This window comes from Bradyrhizobium sp. GW821-FHT13H05 (assembly GCF_058804065.1).
On record NZ_JBXAPO010000017.1, the window covers coordinates 99,340 to 118,759 of the forward strand.

At 64.7% G+C, this 19,420-nt stretch carries 13 protein-coding genes; 7 read left to right on the forward strand and 6 right to left on the reverse strand.

Going from position 1 to position 19,420, the window contains the following annotated elements:
• Positions 1 to 91: 91 nt before the first annotated feature.
• The 4 genes from hmgA to AC1RR3_RS33415 are packed head-to-tail and all read right to left on the reverse strand — an operon-like array spanning position 92 to position 4,251.
• Positions 92 to 1,438, reverse strand: coding sequence for a homogentisate 1,2-dioxygenase (hmgA, locus tag AC1RR3_RS33400; RefSeq protein ID WP_492828698.1), 1,347 nt, complete (start codon positions 1,436 to 1,438; stop codon positions 92 to 94).
• Positions 1,439 to 1,440: 2 nt separating this feature from the next.
• On the reverse strand, positions 1,441 to 2,397 hold the full coding sequence (locus AC1RR3_RS33405; RefSeq protein WP_492828700.1) for an MBL fold metallo-hydrolase: 957 nt from the start codon (positions 2,395 to 2,397) through the stop codon (positions 1,441 to 1,443).
• Positions 2,398 to 2,419: 22 nt separating this feature from the next.
• Positions 2,420 to 2,644 (reverse strand): DUF2783 domain-containing protein, encoded by a 225-nt coding sequence (locus AC1RR3_RS33410; RefSeq protein WP_492828701.1) that lies wholly within the window; start codon positions 2,642 to 2,644, stop codon positions 2,420 to 2,422.
• Positions 2,645 to 2,652: 8 nt separating this feature from the next.
• Positions 2,653 to 4,251, reverse strand: a complete 1,599-nt coding sequence (locus AC1RR3_RS33415; RefSeq protein WP_492828703.1) for an FAD-dependent oxidoreductase — start codon at positions 4,249 to 4,251, stop codon at positions 2,653 to 2,655.
• A gap of 111 nt (positions 4,252 to 4,362) precedes the next feature.
• Between AC1RR3_RS33415 and AC1RR3_RS33420 the strand changes: the two genes are divergently transcribed.
• A complete protein-coding gene (locus tag AC1RR3_RS33420) occupies positions 4,363 to 4,905 on the forward strand; it encodes a MarR family winged helix-turn-helix transcriptional regulator (RefSeq protein ID WP_492828705.1) in 543 nt (180 codons plus the stop codon).
• Between the two features lie 842 nt (positions 4,906 to 5,747).
• Here AC1RR3_RS33420 and AC1RR3_RS33425 read toward each other — a convergent pair.
• Positions 5,748 to 6,554, reverse strand: coding sequence for an N-acyl homoserine lactonase family protein (locus AC1RR3_RS33425; protein WP_492828707.1), 807 nt, complete (start codon positions 6,552 to 6,554; stop codon positions 5,748 to 5,750).
• A 366-nt stretch (positions 6,555 to 6,920) separates the two neighbouring features.
• On the opposite strand from AC1RR3_RS33425, the gene AC1RR3_RS33430 reads away from it, so the two are divergent.
• The 4 genes from AC1RR3_RS33430 to AC1RR3_RS33445 all read left to right on the forward strand — a co-directional run bounded on the left by AC1RR3_RS33430 (position 6,921) and on the right by AC1RR3_RS33445 (position 13,512).
• On the forward strand, positions 6,921 to 8,456 hold the full coding sequence (locus AC1RR3_RS33430; protein ID WP_492828709.1) for a caspase family protein: 1,536 nt from the start codon (positions 6,921 to 6,923) through the stop codon (positions 8,454 to 8,456).
• A 147-nt stretch (positions 8,457 to 8,603) separates the two neighbouring features.
• Positions 8,604 to 9,275, forward strand: a complete 672-nt coding sequence (locus AC1RR3_RS33435) for an OmpA family protein (RefSeq protein ID WP_492828711.1) — start codon at positions 8,604 to 8,606, stop codon at positions 9,273 to 9,275.
• A gap of 158 nt (positions 9,276 to 9,433) precedes the next feature.
• Positions 9,434 to 10,363, forward strand: coding sequence for an efflux RND transporter periplasmic adaptor subunit (locus AC1RR3_RS33440; RefSeq protein WP_492828713.1), 930 nt, complete (start codon positions 9,434 to 9,436; stop codon positions 10,361 to 10,363).
• A complete protein-coding gene (locus AC1RR3_RS33445) occupies positions 10,363 to 13,512 on the forward strand; it encodes an efflux RND transporter permease subunit (protein WP_492828715.1) in 3,150 nt (1,049 codons plus the stop codon). Before AC1RR3_RS33440 ends, AC1RR3_RS33445 begins: the two co-directional genes overlap by 1 nt.
• A gap of 102 nt (positions 13,513 to 13,614) precedes the next feature.
• Here AC1RR3_RS33445 and AC1RR3_RS33450 read toward each other — a convergent pair whose 3' ends face one another.
• Positions 13,615 to 14,289, reverse strand: a complete 675-nt coding sequence (locus AC1RR3_RS33450) for a Crp/Fnr family transcriptional regulator (RefSeq protein WP_492828717.1) — start codon at positions 14,287 to 14,289, stop codon at positions 13,615 to 13,617.
• Between the two features lie 235 nt (positions 14,290 to 14,524).
• Here AC1RR3_RS33450 and AC1RR3_RS33455 point away from each other — a divergent pair, with 235 nt between their 5' ends.
• Together AC1RR3_RS33455 and AC1RR3_RS33460 are read left to right on the forward strand one after the other, a co-directional pair.
• Positions 14,525 to 16,600, forward strand: a complete 2,076-nt coding sequence (locus tag AC1RR3_RS33455) for an AsmA family protein (RefSeq protein WP_492828719.1) — start codon at positions 14,525 to 14,527, stop codon at positions 16,598 to 16,600.
• Positions 16,601 to 16,835: 235 nt separating this feature from the next.
• Entirely contained in the window at positions 16,836 to 19,283 is a 2,448-nt protein-coding gene (locus AC1RR3_RS33460) for an adenylate/guanylate cyclase domain-containing protein (RefSeq protein ID WP_492828721.1), read from the forward strand.
• Positions 19,284 to 19,420 lie beyond the last annotated feature (137 nt).

Sequence of the window (19,420 nt, forward strand, 5' to 3'; positions counted from 1 at the left end):
TGAGATATGTCACTCGTGGAGAGAGACCCCTCACCCGTCTCGCCGCTATGCGGCGAGCCACCCTCTCCCACAAGGGGAGGGGGGAAGAAAGCTACGGCCGGTTCGGATCGAACCGCTTCTCCAGGCCCTTCCAGCAATCCGCATAATCGTCCTGCAGCGTCGACGACTTCGCGGCATGCGCGGTGACGCGCTGCGCATAGCGGGTCTCGAACATGAAGGCCATGGTGCCGGTCAGCTTCACCGGCTTCAGCTCGCCATTGCTGGCGTGCTCGAAGGCGTCGCGATCGGGGCCGTGCGGCAGCATGCAGTTATGCAAGCTGACGCCGCCGGGGACAAAGCCCTGCGGCTTGGCATCGTAGACGCCATAGATCAGGCCCATGAACTCGCTCATGATGTTCATGTGGTACCAGGGCGGGCGGAAAGTGTTGTCGGCCACCATCCAGCGCTCGGGGAAGATGACGAAATCGATATTCGCGGTGCCCGCCGTCTCCGACGGTGAGGTGAGCACCGTGAAGATCGAGGGATCGGGATGATCGAATCCGATCGCGCCGACCGGAGAGAAGGTACGCAGATCGTATTTGTAGGGCGCGTAATTGCCGTGCCAGGCGACCACGTCGATCGGTGAATGCGGCAAGGTCGTCTTGAACAGCGCGCCGCCCCATTTCACGTAGAGTTCGGTCGGCGTGTCCTTGTCCTCGTAATGCGCGACGGGGGTGAGGAAGTCGCGCGCATTGGCGAGACAATTGGCACCGATCGGCCCGCGCTCCGGCAGCGTGAAGGCACCGCCATAGTTTTCGCAGAGATAGCCGCGCGCCGGGCCATTCGGAATCTCGACGCGGAATTTGACGCCGCGCGGGATCACCACGATCTCGCCGGGCTCGGCATCGATCCGGCCGAACTCGGTGACGAGCCGCAGATTGCCGTGCTGGAGCACGAACATCAGCTCGCCATCAGCATTGTAGAAATGCTGATCCACCATCGACTTGGTGATGAGGTAGACATGCGCGGCCATGCCGGCCTGCGTGTTGACGTCACCGGCCGTCGTCATGGTCTGCACGCCCTGGAGGAAGGTCGTGTCCTCCTTCGGGATCGGCGCGGGGTCCCAGCGCAGCTGCGCGATCGGAAGATCGTATTCATGGCAAGGCGCCGAGCGCCACAGCCCACCGTCCGCCTTTTCGAAACGTCCGGAGTGCTTCACCGAGGGTCGGATGCGATAAAGCCAGGAGCGCTCATTGGTGCCGCGCGGCGCCGTGAAGGGCGAGCCCGAGAGCTGCTCGGCATAGAGGCCGTAGGCGCAGCGCTGCGGTGAGTTGCGCCCGATCGGCAGCGCGCCCGGCAGCGCCTCGGTCTCAAAACTGTTGCCGAAGCCGGACATGTAGCCCGGCGTGACCTGTGCCGAACTGCGGATGATCTGATCGGGTGAGGTATTGATGTTCATGATTATCCTCCTCCTTGCAAGTTCGCCCACATTTCCTGGTCGCGCTTGTCGGTCCAGATCACGGGGTCGTCGATCCCCGACGCTTCGTCATAGGCGCGCGACACGTTGAACGGCAGGCAGTGCTCGTAGATGGCGAAGCTCGAAAACTTGGGATCCATGACCTCGCGGGTCGCCGCCATCGATTCCTTCAGCGTGCGGCCCTTGGCGACCGAGATTTCGGCGGCGCCATAGAGCGAGGTGACGAAGTCACGGGTCATTGCGATGGCCTCGCGCACGGTGGCTGTGCCCTTGAGAGCATCGCCGCGGCCCGGCGCGATCGCCTTGGGATTGAAGTTGCGGATCTCGTTCAGCGTCAGCGGCCATTCGCGCAAATGCGCATCGCCGCAATAGCAGGCCGAGTGATATTCGATGAGGTCGCCGGAGAACATCACCTCCGCATCCGGCACCCAGGCGACGATGTCGCCGGAGGTGTGGCCGGCGCCAAGCTGCATCAGGCGCACCTCGCGTTTTCCCAGATAGATCGACATCTCGCCTTCGAAGGTCAGTGTCGGCCAGGTCAAACCGGGAATGCTTTGCGCATCCTGAAACAGGCGCGGAAAGCGGCCGTACTCGGAATCCCAATCCTGCTGGCCGCGCTCCTCGATCAGACGATACGTCTCCTGCGAGGCGACGATGCCCTGCGCCTTGTAGGCGGAGGCGCCGAGTACGCGGACGGCGTGATAATGCGACAGCACGACATATTTTATCGGTTTGTCGGTGACAGTGCGGACGCGCTCAATCACCTTGTTGGCCATTGCAGGCGTCGATTGCGCGTCGAACACGAGGCAGCCGTCGTCACCGACGATGATCGCGGTGTTCGGATCGCCCTCGGCGGTGAAGGCGTAGAGATCGGTGCCGATCTCGGAGAAGGTGATCGTCTTCTCGGAGAGATCGCCGGTGGATGCGAAGTTCTTCGCCATCAATTCATCCTTGAGTCTTGGGTTATTGTTGTTGCTGTTGTTGCTGCTGGCCTTCGATCATGCGCCGCTTGGCGAGCCCGATCGCCTCGCGCAACACGTCGATGTCGCCGATATGGTTGGCGAGGATCAGCACAAGCGCCGCATCGAAGTCGGCGCTCTGCTCGTCGGTAAGACCGCGATGCGCTTCGACGATGGCGCGAAAGGCATCGTCGGGTCGTGCGAAGTTGGAGCTGGTGGACAGCGGCATGCGAAACCTCAGTTCACGCCAGCGGCGCGCGACAGCGCCGCTGCAATTGCCTCGCGCGTCGGATGGCGGAAGCGCGCCGCGACATAGCCATCAGGCCTGAGCAGATAGGCCGTGCCCGGCTCGGCATCATAGCGCTTGGCGACGAGGCCCGACGGATCCGCCAATCCACCGCCGATACGGATATCCTTGACGCCATCGGGCGTCTCGATCGCCGCGCCATTGTTGAACGACAGCAGGGTGAAGCCCGTTCCGTCTTTTCGGAATGCGTCCGTCAAGTAGACATTCTCGCCAGCGATTGGCGCATCGAGCATGGAACAGCCGGGCCGCGGGCCGGCGTCCCACGCATCGGCATCAGGCGAAGACAACGGCGTGTCATAGCTGCACGGCACCGACAGCCGGCCGCCATTGACCATGCGCTTGCCGAACTCGGTCTCCTTGGCCAGCGACAGCACCGCCTTGCGCAGCCGCGCTTCCTGATGCGAGCTCGGCGCCATGAAATCGGTTGAGCGGGTGGATTCGCGGATGTTCTCGTCGGCAGCCCCGCTGCGCTCGACGTGGTAACTCTCCAGCAGGCTCGCGGGCGATGCGCCGCGCAACACGCGATCGAGCTTCCACGAGAGATTTTCGGCGTCTTCGAGTCCCGAGTTCGCTCCCCGCGCACCGAAGGGCGAGACCTGATGCGCGGAATCGCCCGCAAAGATCACCCGGCCATGAATAAAGCGGTCCATCCGCCGGCACTGGAATTTGTAGAGCGAGATCCACTCGAACTCGAACTTGTCGTGGCCGAGCATGCGCGCGATCCGCGGCCGCACGTTTTCCGGCTTCTTCTCGACGACGGGGTCGGCGTAACGATTGAGCTGGAGATCGATGCGCCAGACGTCGTCGGGTTGCCTGTGCAGCAGCGCCGAGCGCCCGGCATGGAACGGCGGATCGAACCAGAACCAGCGCTCGGTCGGAAATTCCGCGGTCATCTTGACGTCGGCGATCAGGAACTGATCCTCGAACACCTGGCCGGCAAAGTCGGCGCCGACCATCTGCCGCAGCGAGGAGCGCGCGCCGTCGCAAGCGACGACGTATTGCGCGTGCAGGCGATAATTGCCCTCCGGAGTTTCGATCGTCAGTGCGACGGAATCGTTGCGGCTCTCCAGCGCCGTCACCTTGTTGCGCCAACGCAAATCGATTCCGGGCAGATCGCTGATGCGATCGACCAGATAGGCCTCGGCGTAATATTGCTGGAGGTTGATGAAGGCCGGCCGCTTGTGACCATCTTCGGGCAGCAGGTTGAACTGATAGAGCTGGGACTCGCCGTGAAAAATGCGGCCGACGCTCCACACCACGCCCTTCTCGACCATGCGGTCGCCGACGCCGAGCCGGTCCCAATATTCCAGCGAGCGCTTCGAGAAGCAGATCGCGCGCGAGCCCTCGCCAATGCGGTCGGCATCATCGAGGAGAACGACGCACTGACCGCGCTGAGCGAGGTCGATCGCCAAAGACAGTCCGACCGGGCCCGCGCCGACAACCACGACCGGATGCTCGGCCGTGCCGTCCCTGGGGCGATCCTGGTCGGGGTGGCGGCGATAGCCGAACTGGGATTTGGCCTGCGCCATGCGCTAACCTCGGCTCTGGTCAGGAGAGGACTGATCTGCTAGATAGTCTCACGTGCAACTATTTTGGACCGGAGCCGGCCGGCCGTCAACTGGAATTCGGAGCGCGAGGCCTTGGCGAGAACATCCAGCGATGCGGCGCTGAAGAGACAAGAGATGGACGAGGCGTCGCCACGGCCGAAGGCGCGGCTCGATCTGTTCAAATTCGTGCCGTTCCGTCTCAACCGGCTCGCGGCGGAGGTGAGTTCCGCGCTCGCGGTCGAATATCAGCAGCGTCACGGCCTAGATATTCCAGCCTGGCGCGTGATCGCGACGCTCGGCTTCCGCAGCGACGCCTGTAGCGCGCAGTACATCTCACAATGCACCCGCACGCACAAATCGACCATCAGCCGCGCGGTGACGACGCTGATGCATGACGGTCTGATCGAGCGCGTCGAGAACGAAGCCGACCGCCGCGAATTCCGCCTGCAACTGACAAAGAAGGGCCGCGCGCTTTACGAGGAGCTGTTCCCGCAGCTGTTGCGACGGGAAGACGAGATTCTTGGTTGCCTCTCCGCGCAGGAGCGCAAGCAATTGTCGGCCCTGCTCGGCAAGATCGAAGAGAGTCTCGACCTGATCCAGACCAGCGCAGAGGCCGACGCCAAGCAGGCGTATTAGGCCGCCTGCAAGCGAGCGAGGATGTCAGCTTTCGGGTGATGAACGGAAGCCACGTGACCTATCGGAGCATTGCGGGTCAGGTTGCTGGATCAATGGAATGCGGCAGCGCTCGCCCGCGACAAATCCGGGACGATGACATATTGCTTCAAGTGCAGATGACACCGGAGCAGCCACAAGCGATGATCAGCGCGGTTCTGAAAAATCCTGCGCTCTACGGATTTGGAGACAGTCCAACCGCGCTCGGAAGGCATTGGACCAACGTGCACGACGTATATCTCTCTTGCGCGTGAGCGATGCCGCCTGTTGAGCCAACCCGGACGAGAAGTATGGCTCTACATAGCCCGATCCTGCCACGACCTGGCGAGTCGCACAGCTGCTCTGCCTCCTACCACTCCCCCCAAAACGAGGCACAGCAGCGTTCCGACGAGGACGACAACCGCCCAGTCACTGTGAATACCCCCAGGGATGTGACTAAGAAAAGAGATCCCGATCAACAGGGCCCCGTATCCAAGGACAGCCGCGCCAAGCCCAAAGCCCGCCACGCCCGCGATCAGGTCAACCAACGATGTTCGCTTCACCTCGCCCATCAAATCATCCGATATGATGAAGGCCGAGACGTCAACGCCACCAGAGCTTTTGGCCGGACCCGGGCTTCCGACGATATGCCTTTCTCGCTACACTCGGGAGCATGGCGAAGATGAGGTCCTCTCAGCCTCCGTCGCAGCGGCCAACCGGGCCGTCGCCTTCGAGGGCCGCTGAAGGAGCGGCCACCTCCAGCGACAATGGCTTCGCCATTGCGCGGGGGTGACGGGGACAGAGTGCCACCGGAATTCTCTACTCCGTCATTTCGCGAACGATCGCGACGGCGGCAGGTGCAGTGCCCAGGCATCGACCTTGTCGCTGGCGCGCGGATAGATTTCCGTCACGATCGGGTCATGGCCGGGAATGAACCGGTCGGGATGGCCAACAAGGCGCTCGATCGTCTCCCAGCCGACCGCCATGTCACCGACATTGTAGACGATCGGGAACGGGCTCTTGCGCTGGAGATTGGCGTAATAATGCGCGGCGTCGGACGCCAGCACCACCGGCCCGCGCGCGGTCTCGACCTTGACCACCTGCAAGCCGTCGGAATGACCACCGACCCGGTGCACGGTCACGCCGGGCGCGATTTCGCCGTCACCGGAATAGAAATTGACGCGCTCGCCATAGACATGGCGCACCATCTGGGTGACGTGCTCGACCGAGAACGGATGTCGCAATAAGCCGTTACACATGCAGCGGCCGGTCGCGTAGGCCATCTCGCGCTCCTGGAGATGGAAGCGCGCGTTCGGGAAGCGGTCGAGATTGCCGGCGTGATCGTAATGCAGATGCGTCACGATGATGTCACGAACACTCGATGCCGCGACACCAAAACGCTCCAGCGCATCGACCGGATTGAGCGTCAGCTTGCGCGCCCGCGCGCTCGCCTCCTCGGCATTGAAGCCGGTATCGACCAGGATGTCGCGGCCGCCGCCGCGGATCAGCCAAACGAAGTAGTCGAGGTCCTGCGCCGCACTGTCATGCGGATCCGGCGCCAGGAAGTTCATGTGGGGGGTGCGCGGCGACATCGTCGCATAGCGCAGGGCGTAGATTTCGTAGGCGTTTCCCATGATCTTGCTTTTCTGATTGGACCTTCGAAGACGATCGCGCGCACCAAGCCATTGTCCGCCCAAAAGGTCAAACGCCGCGCGCGAGGGTGGAGACGCGCTCCAATGTGAGACCAATCACATTTTAGTCGCCATGACTGCCCTAACATGGCTGCTGCAATGCCCAACCAGATCGTGTCGAGCCCAACCATGACGGCCCGTTTATTCCCCTCGCCGCACGCCTACGCGTTGCGGTCAATCGTCGCGATAACGCCGAATCTCCAAGCGGTTGACGCCCCCTCTCCCCGGTTTGATAATGCACATTGCGTAAGTTAAGGTCGCCGCGGCGCAAGCTGGTAACGGCGCCTTTTTGGCTGGACCGCGCTGATTATGAAAATTCGCTTCCTTTTCCTTCTTCCCTTGCTCGTTTCGCTCGTCCCGACCGCGCCGTCGCTTGCGGCCGGCGACCGCTATGCGTTGGTCATCGGCAACGCCAAATATCCTGATGCCGACAGCCCGCTGAAGGAACCGCTCAACGACGCGCGCGACGTCGCCGACGAGCTCAAGCGCGACGGCTTTTCCGTCGAGATCGGCGAGAACCTGACCGGCGACGGCATGCGCCGCGCCTTCGACAAGCTCTACGGCAAGATCAAGCCGGGCTCGGTGGCACTGGTGTTCTTCAGCGGGTTCGGCATCCAGTCGGCGCGCCAGAGCTACATGCTGCCGGTCGATGCGCAGATCTGGACCGAATCCGACGTGCGCCGCGACGGTGTCAGCCTCGAAACCGTGCTCGGCGAGCTCAATACCCGCGGCGCCGGCGTCAAGATCGCGCTGATCGACGCCTCCAGACGAAACCCGTTCGAGCGCCGGTTCCGCAGCTTCTCGGCCGGCCTGACCCCGGTCATCGCGCCGAACGGCACCCTGGTGATGTATTCGGCGGCGCTGGCCTCGGTGGTCTCGGATGTCGGCGGCGAGCACAGCCTGTTCGTCCAGGAGCTGCTGAAGGAGATCCGCGTCCCCGACCTGATGGCCGAGGAAACGCTGAACCGCACCAAGATGGGCGTCACCCGCGCCTCGCGCGGCGAGCAGGTGCCGTGGATATCCTCTTCATTGGCCGAGGATTTCTCGTTCATTCCGGGAGCAGCCGGATCGCGCCCGGCGGCCACGACAGCACCGCCTCCCGCGCCGCCGGTGGTCGCAAACAACCCGCCGCCGGCACCACCCGCGCCGCCGCCAGCGCCGAAGCCGGCTGATACGGTTGCGGCTCCCGCCCCTCCACCCGCACCGGTCCCGGCGCCGAAGCCGCAGGTCGAGGCCGCCCTGCCCCCGGCGCCACCGCCGGTGAGACCGGCCGATCCCGCTCCTGTTCTTCCCGCTCCTGTTCTTCCCCCGCCCAACGCGGATAGCGGACCGAGCGCGGCCGTGCTGGCGGAAGACCCCACCATCAAGGGCCTGACGGCCAAGATCGCGGCCAATCCTGACGACGTGAACGCGCTGTACCGGCGCGGCCAGGTCTATGCCAGCAAGGGCGCCTACAGCCTCGCCATCAAGGATTTCGACGACACGCTCCGGATCAATTCGAAGGACGTCGAGGCGCTGAACAACCGCTGCTGGACCCGCACCGTGGTCGGTGACCTCCAGGGCGCGCTGAAGGATTGCAACGAAGCGCTGCGGCTGCGGCCGAACTTCGTCGATGCGCTGGACAGCCGGGGGCTCGTCAACCTGAAGTCGGGCGCGGTGAAGAACGCCATCGCCGATTTTGACGCGGCCCTGCGGATCAACCCGCGCCTGACTTCCTCGCTCTTTGGGCGAGGAATCGCCAAGCAGCGCAACGGCTCGGCCCAGGAAGGGGCGCTGGACATTGCCAATGCCAAGGCGATGGACCCGAACATCGTTCAGGAATTCGCAAGCTACGGAGTACGCTAGTATTTTTTTGAGTTGAGGCAACAGACGCCTCGAACCCTCGGCGGCCCCGGAAAGACTAATGGACGGATGCCGCAGGCGGCCTTTCCCGGGGGGCCTATTGCAGGAATTTTGGAACCGCGCGAGCTGGCTGCGCAGGAGGGACTGGCAATGAGACTGGCTGCAAAAGGACTTACCGCAATCCTGTCCATCATCACCATCGGCGCCGCATTGTCGCTGCCGACCTCGGCCGCGTTCGCCGGCGATGACGGCAACAGCAAGAACGTCACCGAGGACGAGATCGTCCGCGCGCTGGCGCCGCCGCCGAAGAAGCCGCTGACCCGCGGCCTGTCGATCGCCCCGCAGGCCGATCCCGCGCCAAGTGCCGCTGAGACCAAGCTGATCCAGTCCGTGCGCGGCCGTTCGACGCGTTCGCTGTCGTCGACCGAGCGCGAGGAAATCGCGTCAGTCGCCAAGGACAAGCCGAACATCGATCTCGAAATCACCTTCGACTACAACTCCGCCAACATCAGCGCCAAGTCGATGCCATCAGTGCAGGCGCTTGGCCGCGCGTTGACCAGCCCCGACCTGAAGGGCTCGACCTTCGTGGTGGCCGGCCACACCGACGCCGCCGGCGGCGAAGGCTACAATCAGGACCTCTCGGAGCGCCGTGCGGATTCGATCAAGCGCTACCTCGTCGAGAAGTACAGCATCACCGCGACCGATCTCGTCACCGTCGGCTACGGCAAGAGCAAGCTGAAGGACCCGAGCCAGCCGATGGCCGAGGTCAATCGCCGCGTGCAGGTCGTCAACATGGAAAACAAGACCACCGCATCAAAGTAAGCACGACGCAATCCTTTGAAGTGCCCCATTGTGATGTGGTGTAAAGTGATGCTTTCAAAGCGCGTCCCGCAGCCTTGCGGGACGCCGCTTTGTTTCAGGGAAATGCTCTCAGCGGGCCTCGTACGGACGGCCGTGAGCCAGGCCAGGATGATCCGGCGATGAACCTCTCCGAATATCTCAAGCCGGCCGCAACCGTGATCTTCATCGTGGCCCTCGGTATCGGCTATTATCTGTTCGAGCATCGGCATCGACCCGAGGCGAAGGAAACGCCCGGCGAGGCGCTCGTCATCGTGACGAAGTCGACCAATGCCTGCTTCTCCGACCTCGTCCGTGTGACCGGCTTCTTCGTTCCGCGCCGCGAGGCCGTGGTTGTCGCCGACCAGGAGGGATCCAAGGTCACCGACCTCTTCGTCACCGAAGGCACCATGGTCACCGACAATCAGGAACTGGCGCGCCTGACCGCGCCGCCGCAGATTCCCGGCCAGCCGCAGCGCCCCGGCCCGCAAGGCCCGGTCTCGCTGAAGGCGCCGGCGCCAGGCCTCGTCACCGAAGTCCGCACCATCGTCGGCGCACCCGCCTCGCCGCAGGCCGGCCCGATGTTTCGCATCGCCGTCAACAACGAGATCGAGCTCGACGCGCAAGTCCCGGCCGTGCACATGCCCAAGCTCAGCGCCGGCGCGACCGTGCGCATCAGCCGCGACGATGCGCCCGATCTGATCGGACGGGTCCGGCTGGTCGCGCCCGAAATCGACCGCGCCACGCAGCTCGGCCGCGTCCGCATCAGCGTCACCAACAATCCCTCGCTCAAGGTCGGCGTGTTCGCCCGCGCATCCATCGACGCCAAGCGAAGCTGCGGCGTCGCGGTTCCCAAGACCGCGATCGACCATCTCACCGTGCAGGTCGTCAAAGGCAACATTGTCGAGACACGGAAGGTGCGGGTCGGACTGTCGTCCGACTCCGCGACGGAAATCCTGGAAGGCCTCGACGTCGGCGAAATCGTCGTGGCCGACGCCGGCTCTTCGCTGCATGACGGCGACCAGATCAAGACCATGTTCGCCGATGAACTCGATCGCACGCGGGTACGCTGATGGCTCTCAATATTTCGGCATGGTCGATTCGTCATCCGCTGCCGTCGGTCGTCTTTTCGATCATCCTCCTGGTCCTTGGCTGGACCTCCTTCGTCAAGCTCGCGGTGACGCGGCTGCCCTCGGCGGACATTCCCGTGATCTCGGTCGCGGTATCGCAGTTCGGCGCAGCGCCCACCGAGCTTGAATCCCAGGTCACCAAGACCATCGAAGACGCCGTCTCCGGTGTCGAGGGCGTGCGCCACATCACCTCGCAGATCACCGACGGCCTGTCGCTCACCACCATCCAGTTCGCGCTGGAGACCAACACCGACCGCGCGCTCAACGACGTCAAGGACGCAGTGACGCGCGTACGCTCGAACCTGCCGCAGAACGTCACCGAGCCGCTGATCCAGCGTGTCGACGTGATCGGCCTGCCGATCGTCACTTATGCTGCGATCTCGCCCGGCAAGACGCCGGAGCAGCTCTCCTATTTCGTCGACGACGTGGTCAAGCGCGCGCTGCAGGGCGTACGCGGCGTCGCCCAGGTCGAGCGCATCGGCGGTGTCGAGCGCGAGATTCTCGTCTCGCTCGATCCCGACCGCCTGCAGGCGATGGGGCTCACCGCCGTCAATGTCAGCCAGAGCCTGCGCGGCACCAATGTCGACGTCGCCGGTGGCCGCGCCGAAATCGGCAAGAACGACCAGGCGATCCGCACGCTGGCCGGCGCCAAGACGCTCAGCGATCTCGCCGGCACCATGGTCCCGTTGTTCGGCGGCGGCGAGGTGCGGCTGGATGATCTCGGCACCGTCACCGACACCATCGCCGACCGCCGCACCTTCGCCCGCTTCAACGGCGAGCCCGTCGTCGCGCTCGGCATCAAGCGCTCCAAGGGCGCCAGCGACGTGAAGGTCGCCGAGGCCGTGCAGAAACGCATCGACGCGCTCAAGGCCGCCTATCCCGACGTCGACCTCAAGCTGATCGACACCTCGGTCGAATACACCAACGGCAATTACGAAGCGGCGATCTCGACCCTGTTCGAAGGCGCCATCCTCGCCGTCGTCATCGTGCTGTTGTTCCTGCGCGACCTGCGCGCCACCATCATCGCCGCGATCTCGCTGCCGCTGTCGATCTTCCCGGCGTTCTGGGCGATGGACTTGCTCGGCTTCTCGCTCAATCTCGTCAGTTTCCTCGCCATTACGCTGTCGACAGGTATTCTGGTCGACGACGCCATCGTCGAGATCGAGAACATCGTCCGGCACATGAACATGGGCAAATCGCCCTATCGTGCCGCACTCGAAGCCGCCGACGAGATCGGCCTCGCCGTGATCGCGATCTCGCTCACGATCATCGCGATCTTCGCGCCCGCGAGCTTCATGTCGGGCATCGCCGGACAGTTCTTCAAGCAATTCGGCATCACCGTCTCGGTGCAGGTGTTCTTCTCGCTGCTCGCGGCGCGCTTCGTCACGCCGGTGCTGGCCGCCTATTTCCTCAAACATGGCAATCACGCGGAGCCGCCGCCCGGCCGCGTGCTGCGAGCCTATCACCGGATCGTGGCCTGGTCGGTGAAACACTATTTCATCACGGTGCTGGTCGGCTTCGGCATCTTCGCCGCCTCGATCTGGAGCATCACGCTGCTGCCGCAGGGCTTCCTGCCGGCACAGGACAGCGCGCGTTCGCTGCTTGCGCTCGAGCTGCCGCCCGGCACGCAGCTCGCCTACACCGAGAAGGTCACCGAGGACATCGTCGCGCGGCTGCGCAAGCGGTCCGAGGTGAAGAGCATCTTCGTCGACGGAGGGCGCGTACCACCCGGCACCCAGGAAGTCCGGCGCGCCGCCTTGATCATCAATTACACCCCCAAGGGCAATCGCGACATCACCCAGCGCGAGCTCGAATTCTCGATTAGCCAGGAGCTGGAGAACATTCCCGACATCCGCTTCTGGTTCCTCGACGAGAACGGCCTGCGCGCCATCTCGCTGGTGGTGACCGGCGTCGATGCCAACATCGTCAACAACGTCGCCAGCGAGCTTGCGACGCAGATGAAGCGGATTCCGACCATCTCCAACGTGATCTCTGAGACGACGCTGGAGCGGCCCGAGTTGCGTGTCGAACCGCGCGCCGATCTCGCCGCGCGCCTCGGTGTCTCGACCGAGAGCCTGTCGCAGACCATCCGCGTCGCCACCATCGGCGACGTCGGGCCGGCGCTCGCCAAGTTCGACGTCGGCGACCGCCTGGTGCCGGTCCGCGTGCAGCTCGAGGATGCCGCGCGCGGCAATCTGAAGACGCTCGAGCAGCTGCGCGTGCCGCTCGGCGAGCACGGCGAGAAGGGCGGCGTGCCACTCTCGGTCATTGCCGACGTCAAGCTCGACCAGGGTCCGACCAGCATCAACCGCTACGACCGGGACCGGCAGGCCACCGTTGCCGCCGACCTCGTCGGCTCCGCGGCGCTCGGCGATGCCACCAAGAAGATCAACGACCTGCCGGTGATGAAGAGCCTGCCGAAGGGCGTGAAGGTCTCTCCGTCCGGCGACGCCGAAAGCCTGAACGAGCTGTCCGACGGCTTCGCCACCGCGATCACCGCCGGCCTGATGATGGTCTACGCGGTGCTGGTGCTACTGTTCGGCACGTTCCTCCAGCCAATCACCATCCTGTTCTCGCTGCCGCTCTCGATCGGCGGCGCCATCGCGGCCCTGCTCATCACCGGCAAGCAGCTCACCACGCCGGTGTGGATCGGCATCCTGATGCTGATGGGCATCGTCACCAAGAACGCGATCATGCTGGTGGAATTCGCGATCGAGTCCATTCACGCCGGCAAACCGCGCGACGAGGCCATGATCGACGCCGGCATGAAGCGCGCCCGTCCGATCGTGATGACCACGATCGCGATGGCCGCCGGCATGATGCCGAGCGCGCTCGCGGTCGGCGCCGGCGGCGAGTTCCGCTCACCGATGGCGCTCGCGGTGATCGGCGGCCTGATCTTCTCGACCATCCTGTCGCTGGTGTTCGTGCCCGCGATGTTCATGGTGATGGACGATCTCGGCGCCCTGATCTGGCGCTTCGGCAAGCGGCTGATCGTGCACAGCGAGGATGCGGAGGCGGATGGTCATCACGGAGCGGCGCCGGCGGAGGCCGTGCCAGCGCCAAAGAGCATCGTGCACCCGGCGGCGGAGTAGGGAGCGGGGCGCAACGGACGACTTTCGTCACCCGTTGGTGCCACGCTGAGCGCAATAGCTTCTGCCTTTGCGCGACGTGCGAGAAGGGGCCTCGCTGTACCCTTACTCGTTCCGCGCGATCGCAGTCAGCTTGGTCATGTTCCGCAGCAGAATGCGGCCGCGCTGGAGATCCAGGATCGCCTCCTTGCGCCAGGCCTGAAGCTGTCGGTTGACGCTCTCGCGGGCGGCGCCGACGAAGACGCCGAGCTGCTCCTGCGAGATATGCACCTCGGAGCCGAAATCGGCGGCGAGCGCGCAGAGCCGCCGCGCCAGGCGAACCGGCAGCGGTTGCAGCATGGACTCTTCCATGCGTTCGCTCTGCCAGCGGATGCGCTGGCACAGCAGCGCGATGATCTTGATCGCGACTTTCGGCTCGCGCTCGAGGAAGGCGAGAAAATCTTCGCGCCGCAGCACGAACAATTCGCTGACTTCGCCTGCCGTCGCGTCCGCGGTACGGTTCTGGCCGTCCAGCACCGCGACCTCGCCGAACAGGTCACCCGGGCCCATGAAATTCAGCGTCAGCCGGCTGCCGTCGGAGGCGCCGGTCTCGATGCGGACCTGGCCGCGGCGCACGCCAAACAGCGCGTCCCCGGCATCGCCCTTCTGGAACAGCACCTCGCCATTGCCCAGATGCTGGGTGTGGCAGAGATTGGACAGCCGCTGGAGCTCGTCCCCGCCGAGATCGGCGAACATCGGGTTCATCTTGAGGATGACCGCAAATTCGGCCTGCTTGCTCATTTCAACTTCCTTGTGAACTTTCTTGTCAATTTCGGCGGCAAATCGTTTGGAACCATCAACATCACAATCGCGCAAAACCGCGCCGGAGAAGTGTGCCATAAGTCACATAACTTTACAGCACCCTCCGACTATTTTTGACCGGCTGGAGCGGCTTGCCGTCCCGGGATAAACTCACGCACAACAAGCGGGTGAGCGGCCGGGTTCGGCGCCGTTCGTCCGTCGTTGGAAAGTCGACATGAGAGCAGTGAAATTCGCCGGCGCCGCGGTCGCCGCTGTCATTATCGTGATCGCGCTTCTTCTCGTGGTCGGGATCCCATCGGGCTTCCTGACCGCGACGATTGCCTCGCGCGTCGAGAGCGCGACCGGCTATCGCCTGTCGATCGACGGCACCACGAAGATCAGCCTGTGGCCGACGCTGAACGTCACCCTGAACGATCTCACGCTTGCCGACCCCAAGGACCGCAGCGGCATCACGCGCCTCACGGTCGACAGCGTGCAGGCCGACATGTCGCTCTCCAGCGTGTGGTCGGGCAGCCCGAGGATCAGCGAGCTCATCGTCACCCATCCCGTGCTCTACCAGCCGCTGCTGCGTGAGCGCCTGCCGAATGCCGGCGCCTCGTCGAAGCCGCTCGCGCTCGACGCCAATGGCGCGACCATCGACCGCGTCAAGATCACCGACGGCGAGGTCGCCTTCGTGCGCCTGCGCGATCGCACCGAGGGCCGCATCAGCGCCATCAACGCCGACGCAATCGTCGGCCGCGACCGCAAGGTCAACATCACCGGCACCGCACGCGTCGGCGAGCACCCGACCAAGTTCGACATCAAGGCGACGACGCCGGCGCCGCCGATCGACCGGCCGACGATCCCGGTGGATTTCGCCATCGACATGCCCGACGTGCTGAAGTCCCAGCTCGCAGGTCACGCCGAGATGCGGCTCAACGGCGATCTCGTGATGATCAACGGCGTGAACGGCACGCTCGGCGACGGCGCGTTCAACGGCTGGGCTTCGGTGGACATCGCGAGCAAGCCGCTGGTCAAGGTCGATCTCGACTTCCAGCGGCTCGCGATCTCCCTGGCTAAATCGCCGCAAGGCACGTCGGGACAGCCCTGGAGCAATGCGCCGATCGACGTGTCCGGGCTCAATTATGTCGATGCGCAAATCAGGATCTCCGCGAACGAGGCCGTGATCGGTGATGCACGACTGGCGCCGCTCGCGCTCGATGCAAAGCTCGCCGGCGGCGTGCTGAAGGCCGGCACTGCCAATCTCGGCGCCTATGGCGGGCAGGTCTCGGGCGAGGTGATCCTGGATGCGACCACGGGCGCGCCGAGCTTTGCCATGCATTCCGACCTCGTCGGCGTGCGCGCGCTGCCGCTGCTGCAGGGTCTTGCCGAATTCGACCGGATCGACGGCAAGCTGCAGGCCAAGCTGGCGCTGCGCAGCGCCGGCACCAGCCAGCGCGCGCTGATGGCGAACATGCAGGGCACCGCCTTCGTCAACTTCCAGGACGGCGCCATCCGCGGCATCAACGTCGCGCAGATGATCCGCTCGCTGACATCGGGCACGCTGTCCGGCTGGCAGGACAGCCAAAACAACAGCCAGGAGCAGAGCACGGATTTGTCGCAGCTCTCTGCGTCCTTCCGCATCGACAAGGGCCAGGCCGTGACCACCGATCTCAATCTGATCGGGCCGCTTGTGCGCGTGACGGGCGCCGGCACGATCGCGCTCGACACCAAGATGATGGGCTTTCGCGTCGAGCCGAAGCTGGTGATGACGACCGAAGGCCAGGGCCGCACCTCCGAGCCGGTCGGCTTCGGCATTCCCGTGATGATCACGGGCAGCTGGTCGCAGCCGCGGATCTACCCCGACATGGCCGGCATGCTCGACAATCCCGACGCCGCCTATGCCAAGCTGCGCGAGATGGGCAAGGGCCTGTTCGGCCCCGACGGCGCCGGGCTCGGCAATATTTTGGGGAGCCTCGGTAATCTTGGACTTGGCGGCACCACCGCGCCGACTGGCGGCAACGCCGCTGGCACGCCCAATCCGCAAACCCAGCAGCCGGGGCAGAACAATCTGCTTGGCGGCCCGCTGGGCGAGGCGATCGGCAATCTGATCCAGCAGGGGCTTTCCAGTGGCGCGGCAACAGGCACGGGCACCGCGACCGGCACCGGCCGGAGCCGCAGCCTGCCGGCAATGTCGGCCACACCCGCTCCGCAGGCCTCTCCTGAGCCTCCGGCCCAGAATAACCCGCCGGCGGCGCAGCAGGACAGCCAGCCGATGAACGACGTGCTGCGGCAGCTCTTCAATCGATGATGGGCGGACCAACGCTCTGGACTCCACGCCAATCCCTTACCCGGCTCTGCCTCACCCCGCTTCATCCGAACGGATGAGACTGCGACAATTCGGCCACCCATCCGGCCCAAACCGACATCCGCGTCGGGTAACCACGCCGCCCGGACCAGCGGTCGTGCGACCCAAATTATGGTAGAAGGGGCTGGGCCCGTACGGCCCGTAGCGCCGGCGTCGATGGCGGCGCGAGAGGATCGGAATGGCGGGAGCTAACGACAAGACACGGTTTCTGCGCGAGGGCCTGTTCGCCAAATATGTCGTCTCCCTCGTCGGCCTCGTCGTGTTCGTGCTCGCCGTCAACGGCGCGATGGAGACCTGGATCTCCTACCGCGCCACCAAGACATCGCTGACCGACGGCCTCGAGGACAAGGCGCAGGCCGCCGCGCGGCGGATGGAACAGTCGATCTCCGAGCTCGAGCGCCAGATCAGCTGGGTGACGCGGGCGAGCCAGGACACGCTCGAGAAGCGCCGCGCCGACTACGCCCAGCTGCTGCATCAGGTCTCGGTCGTCAACCAGCTGTTCCAGCTCAACGGCGATGGCCGCGAAGTGCTGCGCGTCTCGCGCCAGTCGACCACGACCGGCAGCAATGCCGACCTCTCCCGCGACATGCGCTTCACCGACACCGTCGTTCGCGGCGTCAGCTATGCGCCGGCCTGGTTCGTCGACCGGACGCCGATGATGTCGATCTCGGTGGCGCATTCCGGCTTCAACGCAGGCGTCACGGTCGCCGAGCTCGATCTCAGCTTCCTCTCCGACTTCCTGTCCGACGCCCAGGTCGGCAAGGTGGCCTTCGCCTATGTGGTCGACCCGCGCGGCCGCGTGCTGGCGACGTCGTCGAGGGGCCCCGATGTCGGCCAGGATTTGTCGAAGCTGCCGCAAGTGGCGGCCGCAATCGCGCCCGGCGGCGCGCCCGACACGTCAGGCACCGACGTCAACGGCCATGCGGTGCTATCGGCCGCGAGCACCGTGCCGAAACTCGGCTGGAGCGTACTGTTCGAGCAGCCGACCACGCAGGCCCTGACACCGATCCGCGACCAGCTGGTGCGCATCGCGCTCTTGATCGGCATGGGCCTGATGGTTGCGATCCTCGCCGGCACGCTGCTCGCGCGCCGCATGATCATTCCGATCACGGCGCTGCGCGACGGCGCGTACAAGCTCGGCGAAGGCGATTTCAGCCACCGCATCGACGTGCACACCTCCGACGAGCTGGAAGACCTCGCCGGCCAGTTCAACCGCATGGCCGGCCAGATCCAGGAAACCTATTCGGACCTGGAGACCAAGGTCGAGGCGCGCACCCGCGATCTCGCGCAGTCGATCAACGAGCTCAAGGTGCTGGAGGAGGTCGGCCGCGCGGTTGCCTCCTCGCTCGATCTCAACGCCGTGCTGCCGACCATCGCGGCACGCGCGATCGAGATCACCCATGCCGACGCGGTGCTGATCTACGGTTTCGATGCAAAGGCGCGCCGCTTCAACCTGGTCGAGGCTGAAGGCATCGACAAATCGGCCGAGGGCGCGCATGTCACGATCGACCAGGGCGACAACATCCTGAGCAATGCCGCCGACAGCGGCGAGCCGATCGCGATTGCCGATCTCGACCATGCGGCCGAGCAGCCGCTGCGGGACGTCGCGATCAATGCCGGCTTCCACTCGGTGCTGGTGGTGCCGCTGATCGATCAGCAGGGCACGCTCGGCGCGCTGGTGGTGCTGCGCCACGCCGGCGGCGAGTTCGCCGGCAGCATCACCGGATTGATGCGCACCTTCGCCAACCAGGCCGTGCTCGCGATGCGCAATGCGCGGCTGTTCACGGAGGTCGACCACAAGGGCCGCGAGCTGGAGGCGGCGAACGAGACCGTTCGCGCCCAGGCTGACAAGCTGCGCGAGCAGACCGAGCAGCTCAAGGACTGGAACAAGTCGCTGGAGCAGCGTGTCGAGACCCAGCTCGGCGAGATCGAACGCATCCGCAAGCTCGAGCGATTCCTCGCGCCGCAGGTGGCGCAGTTGATCGCCTCCTCCGACAGCCCCGAGGGGCTGCTCACAAGCCAGCGCCGCGAAGTGACCGTGGTGTTCTGCGACCTGCGCGGCTTCACGGCGTTCACCGAGGCGACCGAACCGGAAGAGGCGATGAACGTGCTGCGCGAGTACCACGCCGCGCTCGGCACGCTGATCTTCAAATACGAAGGCACGCTCGACAAATATGCCGGCGACGGCGTGATGATCCTGTTCAACGCGCCGATCCAGTTCGAGGACCACACCAGGCGCGCGGTGAAGATGGCGATGGAGATGCGCGACACGATCGGCCCGCTGACCGAGCGCTGGCGCAACCGCGGGCATAGCCTGGGGTTCGGCATCGGCATCGCGCTCGGCTATGCCACCCTCGGCCAGGTCGGCTTCGAGCAGCGGCTGGAATATGCCGCGATCGGCAGCGTCACCAACCTCGCCTCCCGCCTCTGCGGCGAAGCCAAGGCCAACCAGATCGTGGTCAGCCGCCGCGTCTACGGCATCGTCGAGCCCTGGGTGGAGGCGCGCGCACTCGACGATCTCCAGCTCAAGGGCTTCAATCACCCCGTGCTGGCGATGGAGATCTTGTCGTTGCGCGAGGACGTCGAGAACGTGGTGGATGCGTCGGCGGCAAGGCGGCGGGGGTAACCGCAAACTAAAATGCGAAAACAACCCCATGCACAGTAGACGAAGGCTGTGGAATCAATGACTTGCGGGAATAGCACGGTACTTTGACACGTCGGGCAAAACACTGGCAGAATGGCATCATCGGGCGATTGCGCCGA

What these genes read in the sequence shown, in the direction of transcription:
- hmgA (WP_492828698.1), bottom strand. Translation starts at nt 1,438, where the DNA reads ATGAACATCAATACCTCACCCGATCAGATCATCCGCAGTTCGGCACAG.
- AC1RR3_RS33405 (WP_492828700.1), bottom strand. Translation starts at nt 2,397, where the DNA reads ATGGCGAAGAACTTCGCATCCACCGGCGATCTCTCCGAGAAGACGATC.
- AC1RR3_RS33410 (WP_492828701.1), bottom strand. Translation starts at nt 2,644, where the DNA reads ATGCCGCTGTCCACCAGCTCCAACTTCGCACGACCCGACGATGCCTTT.
- AC1RR3_RS33415 (WP_492828703.1), bottom strand. Translation starts at nt 4,251, where the DNA reads ATGGCGCAGGCCAAATCCCAGTTCGGCTATCGCCGCCACCCCGACCAG.
- AC1RR3_RS33425 (WP_492828707.1), bottom strand. Translation starts at nt 6,554, where the DNA reads ATGGGAAACGCCTACGAAATCTACGCCCTGCGCTATGCGACGATGTCG.
- AC1RR3_RS33430 (WP_492828709.1), top strand. Translation starts at nt 6,921, where the DNA reads ATGAAAATTCGCTTCCTTTTCCTTCTTCCCTTGCTCGTTTCGCTCGTC.
- AC1RR3_RS33435 (WP_492828711.1), top strand. Translation starts at nt 8,604, where the DNA reads ATGAGACTGGCTGCAAAAGGACTTACCGCAATCCTGTCCATCATCACC.
- AC1RR3_RS33440 (WP_492828713.1), top strand. Translation starts at nt 9,434, where the DNA reads ATGAACCTCTCCGAATATCTCAAGCCGGCCGCAACCGTGATCTTCATC.
- AC1RR3_RS33445 (WP_492828715.1), top strand. Translation starts at nt 10,363, where the DNA reads ATGGCTCTCAATATTTCGGCATGGTCGATTCGTCATCCGCTGCCGTCG.
- AC1RR3_RS33450 (WP_492828717.1), bottom strand. Translation starts at nt 14,289, where the DNA reads ATGAGCAAGCAGGCCGAATTTGCGGTCATCCTCAAGATGAACCCGATG.
- AC1RR3_RS33455 (WP_492828719.1), top strand. Translation starts at nt 14,525, where the DNA reads ATGAGAGCAGTGAAATTCGCCGGCGCCGCGGTCGCCGCTGTCATTATC.
- AC1RR3_RS33460 (WP_492828721.1), top strand. Translation starts at nt 16,836, where the DNA reads ATGGCGGGAGCTAACGACAAGACACGGTTTCTGCGCGAGGGCCTGTTC.